This window comes from Nonomuraea sp. NPDC001636 (genome assembly GCF_040298265.1).
In the GTDB taxonomy this organism is placed as follows: Bacteria; Actinomycetota; Actinomycetes; order Streptosporangiales; family Streptosporangiaceae; genus Nonomuraea.
In genome coordinates this window covers 1-3,612 of sequence record NZ_JBEOZT010000079.1, presented here as the reverse complement: position 1 = coordinate 3,612, position 3,612 = coordinate 1, and the positions used below count along the sequence as shown (strand labels likewise).

The following is a 3,612-nucleotide window of genomic DNA, read 5'->3' as shown; positions in this document are numbered from 1 at the left end:
TCTTGAAGTCGGTGGTGGTCGGGGCGGTGCGGAAGTCCATGGCGATCTGGCGGGGGTCCTCGCGGACGGGCAGGCCCTCGTCGTCGAGGAAGTACAGCGACTTCACCGGGGTGGGCTTCGGGGCCTTGACGGAGGACTCGACGCCGATCGGCATCGGCGCGGACTCGACGCCGTTGGCCGGCGGGTCGACGACGATCGTGATGGTCATCGAGCCCTTCTTGCCGTGGGCGCGGACGGCGCCGAGGAGGGCGTGGAACTCCTGGCTCAGTTCCTCGTCGGTGCGGCCGTTGAGGTGGCTGCCGAGGAAGGCGGCGACGGGGGCCTGCTCGCGGATCTCGGTGTCGTGCTCGGTGCTCATGCGGCGTGTGCTCCTTGCTGGTGCTGGTGCTTGGCTCGGATGGTCTGGACGAAGGCGGTGACGGCGGCGGCGCCGACGACGGGTCCTTCGGTGGTGTGGCAGATGAGGCACTCGTAGCGAGCGCGCGGGGGTTGGACCCAGGTGCCGTTCTTCAGCTGCTTGCCGCAGTCGACGAACAGGGCGCCGGCTACCTGCTGCTCGGTCGTCATGCCGCCGGGGCGTGGTCGCGCTGCCAGGGGTCTGGGCTGTCGGCGAGGTGCTCGGCCGCGATGCAGAACGGCTGTCCGCACGTGGCCTTTACGTGGCCCTCCGGGGCTCGGCTGTGCCCGAGCTCGTAGGCGATCTGCCCTGGGGTGAGGTCACGGCCTGCGATGCTGTAGGTGGTCTTCCGGCCGCGCCAGAACACGTGGCCGTTGTCGTCCTGGACGCTGCTCTTGAGGTAGGCGTCGACGAGCGGGTCCCGTGCGTCGCTTGTCCAGGCGGCGTGGACCTCGGTGACGATTCCGGAGTGGGTGAGGTCGTGCCGGGTTTCCTTGCGGGCGATGCTCCGGCGCTGCGGGGCGTCGAGGCCGCCGTAGATTCCGTGCTGGAGGCGCCGTTCGATGGCCCAGGTGGCGCAGGTGATGGCGACGGGGCAGGCTCGGCAGATGGCCTTGGCTTCGGCGGCCTGGATGCTGCCGGGGCCGGTGCTGCCCTTCGGGAACCAGAACTCCGGGGTTCGCGTGCTGAGGCAGGCGCCGCGGGTGCGCCAGTCGTCGGTGTGGCGGGTGCTGATGGCGCGGCTGCTGGTGGGGTTCATGCGGCGCTCCCGAGGATGGCGGCGAGCTGGGATTCGAGGGCCTCGCGCATGGGCCGGTCCTCGACGTGAGCGGGGTGGACACACCGAGGGGTGCCGCATCCGGACGTGACGTTGCCGACCGGCCGGCGGCCGTACTTCTGCTGGAAGGCGTAGCGCCCGGCGGACATCGAGGCGCCCTCGACGGTGCGAATGTGGTAATCCGACGTGGGCCACAGGAGGTGGCCGTCCTCGGTGGGGACCGTGCGGCGCCGGAACGTCTCGTCGATGGACTCCGCCTTGGCGCCGGGCTGGCTCGGAGGGATGCCGAGCGCGTCACGGATGCTGCGGACCTGGTCGAAGCTGAACTGGTAGCGGCGCATGACGGCGCTCACCGAGTGCCCGGCGTTCAGCATCTCTGTGGCGAGCTGGAGACGGCCGGCCCTGTCCTGGACGTGCGCGGGTGCGATGCACTGTGCTCGGCCGCAGATCGGCAGCGCCTTGCCCTCGGCGGGCCGTCCGTTGGCGATCTCAAAGGCGGCCTGCCCAGCGGTCCAAAAGCGGCCCTTCCAGCGGAACGCGCGGCTTCCGTCGGTCTGGATGTGGCTCGTCCACTTCATGTGGCCGTCGCGGGTCTTCCTGGCGTGGCGGAGGAAGGCGGTTTCCAGGGTTGGGGCGGGCTTCTTGCCGGGCCGGGCCTTGGGCAGGCCGAGGGCGGCTCGGGCGGCGGCGATGGGCTTTGTGTCCATGTGGAGCAGGGCTGCGATCTCGCGGTCGGAGTGTTCGGCGCGGAGCAGTTCGGCGAGGTCCGTACGGATGTTCATGCCGCCACCCCCAGCGTCAGCTCCGGCCAGCGCACGGCGTCGAGGGCTCGGGAGTGCGACGGCGGCACCTCGGCGAGCGGGTGTCCGAGGTGGTGCAGGCCCATCGCCAGGAGCACGTAGGCGTCGGCCTCGTCGTACTTGTGCCGCCCCTCGCACTCGATGCCGTACCGCTCGCGGACGGCATCGCGGACGACGGCCTTCAGGGCCTCGCCGCGCAGCCGGGTCCCGTCCTCGTCCTTCGGGGCCGCGGTCCCGACCGCGTACATGATCCGGTGGTCCGGGTTCACGACGGCGTACGGGATGTCCCGCTTCCACAGGTCGTGGCGGACCATCCACCGCATCGCCGACAGGGCGTCCGCGCCCACGTTGTTCTTCGAGAAGGCGGGGCCCTCGATGACGACGAAGTCGGCGGAGCGGACGAACGAGGTGATGCCGGTGAGCTGCTGGGCGAAGCGGCCGTGCTGGCTCTGGCCCTTCGCGTGAACGTGGTCCGTCCAGCCGTCTCCTGCGACACCGGTGGTGCCCATAGCGACGTCGAGGCCGATGACGAGGGGCTTGGCGCCCGCGGCCGGGAGGGTGGTCATCCCGGCCGCGGGGGTCTCGATGATGGTCATGCGATCACCCGCAGCGTGGAGATGCCGGAGTTCGCGGCCTGGAGCTCGGCGAGCCGGGCCTCCAGGGACCGGTTCGCGGACTTCGCGAGGCCGAGCTGGCGGCGGAGTTCGGCGGTCTGAGCGTCGTCGGGGACCTGCTTGCGGAGCTGGGAGACGGTCGCGGTGAGCGTCTGCACCTGCTTCTCCAGCTGGATGATGTGGTCGACGTCCGCGCGGCCTCGGGCGAGCTCGTACGTGCGGTCCTGAGCGGAGGCGAGGTTGGTCTCCAGCTCGCGGATGCGGGCGTCGCGCTGGACGACCTTGGCGGTGGCGGCGCGTACGGCGTCGTTCGCGGCGCGGAGCCTGCGGGAGGAGGTGAACATCAGCGGTTCTCTCCGTTCTGCTGGGAGGGGATCAGCGGCCAGTGCGGGTCGATCACCGCGGCCGGGTCGTGCTTGTCCTTGGCCTTCACCGGGTCCCGGAGGTACGCCTGGAACCGCTCGGCTTCCGTGCGGGCCCACCCGATCTGCCGGGCGTGCAGCTCGTCGAGGTCGACTGCGAGCGAGCTGAACCGCTGGGTCCGCAGGCCGCGCACCCAGTCGGGGCGCTGCTGGTGGGGGAGGTGGGCGATGTTGCCCATGTGCCAGGCGGCGCGGGCGGACATGAGCGCGTCGTACTCGGCGCCGTGGGCCTGGTCCTCGTCCCACTTCAGGCCGTACGTCTCCGCCGTGGTGCGCATCTGGTAGGCGCCCTGGGTGTCGGAGATCCGCCGCCGGTACGGGGCGGCCTGCCGGTCGAGGGTCATGGTGTCGATGACCCGCATCCGGTCGGCGCAGTCCGGGATGGTCTCGGTGAGCGGGCCGCCGAGGTGCCGCTCGGATTCGGCGGACAGGAGGTTGAGGTCGTAGCGGCCGACGTTGTGGCCGACGATCGGGACGCCGGCGGCGACGACCTCGGACAGGGCGGTGACGATCTCCAGGACGCCCTCGGAGGCGGGCTGGCCGTGTTCGGCGGCGAGTTCTTCTGTGATGCCTTGGACGGCGATGTCCTCGTGCTCAATTT

The 3,612-nt window shown here is 70.9% G+C and carries 7 protein-coding genes; all 7 read right to left on the bottom strand.

Annotated elements, in window-relative coordinates:
- Positions 1-358 (bottom strand): YfdP family phage-associated protein (locus tag ABT158_RS51030; protein WP_352366722.1); only part of this gene is annotated, 358 nt, incomplete at its 3' end.
- Positions 355-567, bottom strand: a complete 213-nt coding sequence (locus ABT158_RS51025; protein WP_352366720.1) for a hypothetical protein — start codon at positions 565-567, stop codon at positions 355-357. The genes ABT158_RS51030 and ABT158_RS51025, both read right to left, overlap by 4 nt.
- Positions 564-1,157 (bottom strand): WhiB family transcriptional regulator, encoded by a 594-nt coding sequence (locus tag ABT158_RS51020; RefSeq protein WP_352366719.1) that lies wholly within the window; start codon positions 1,155-1,157, stop codon positions 564-566. The genes ABT158_RS51025 and ABT158_RS51020 overlap by 4 nt, the downstream gene beginning before the upstream one ends.
- On the bottom strand, positions 1,154-1,957 hold the full coding sequence (locus ABT158_RS51015) for a hypothetical protein (protein ID WP_352366717.1): 804 nt from the start codon (positions 1,955-1,957) through the stop codon (positions 1,154-1,156). Before ABT158_RS51015 ends, ABT158_RS51020 begins: the two co-directional genes overlap by 4 nt.
- Positions 1,954-2,571, bottom strand: a complete 618-nt coding sequence (locus ABT158_RS51010) for a hypothetical protein (RefSeq protein ID WP_352366715.1) — start codon at positions 2,569-2,571, stop codon at positions 1,954-1,956. Before ABT158_RS51010 ends, ABT158_RS51015 begins: the two co-directional genes overlap by 4 nt.
- Positions 2,568-2,933 carry a hypothetical protein gene (locus ABT158_RS51005; protein ID WP_352366714.1) on the bottom strand — a complete coding sequence of 122 codons (366 nt, stop codon included), beginning with the start codon at positions 2,931-2,933 and terminating at the stop codon, positions 2,568-2,570. The genes ABT158_RS51010 and ABT158_RS51005 overlap by 4 nt, the downstream gene beginning before the upstream one ends.
- The coding region (locus ABT158_RS51000; protein ID WP_352366712.1) for an exonuclease domain-containing protein at positions 2,933-3,612 on the bottom strand (680 nt) is incomplete at its 5' end. The genes ABT158_RS51000 and ABT158_RS51005, both read right to left, overlap by 1 nt.

What these genes read in the sequence shown, in the direction of transcription:
- ABT158_RS51025 (WP_352366720.1), bottom strand. Translation starts at nt 567, where the DNA reads ATGACGACCGAGCAGCAGGTAGCCGGCGCCCTGTTCGTCGACTGCGGC.
- ABT158_RS51020 (WP_352366719.1), bottom strand. Translation starts at nt 1,157, where the DNA reads ATGAACCCCACCAGCAGCCGCGCCATCAGCACCCGCCACACCGACGAC.
- ABT158_RS51015 (WP_352366717.1), bottom strand. Translation starts at nt 1,957, where the DNA reads ATGAACATCCGTACGGACCTCGCCGAACTGCTCCGCGCCGAACACTCC.
- ABT158_RS51010 (WP_352366715.1), bottom strand. Translation starts at nt 2,571, where the DNA reads ATGACCATCATCGAGACCCCCGCGGCCGGGATGACCACCCTCCCGGCC.
- ABT158_RS51005 (WP_352366714.1), bottom strand. Translation starts at nt 2,933, where the DNA reads ATGTTCACCTCCTCCCGCAGGCTCCGCGCCGCGAACGACGCCGTACGC.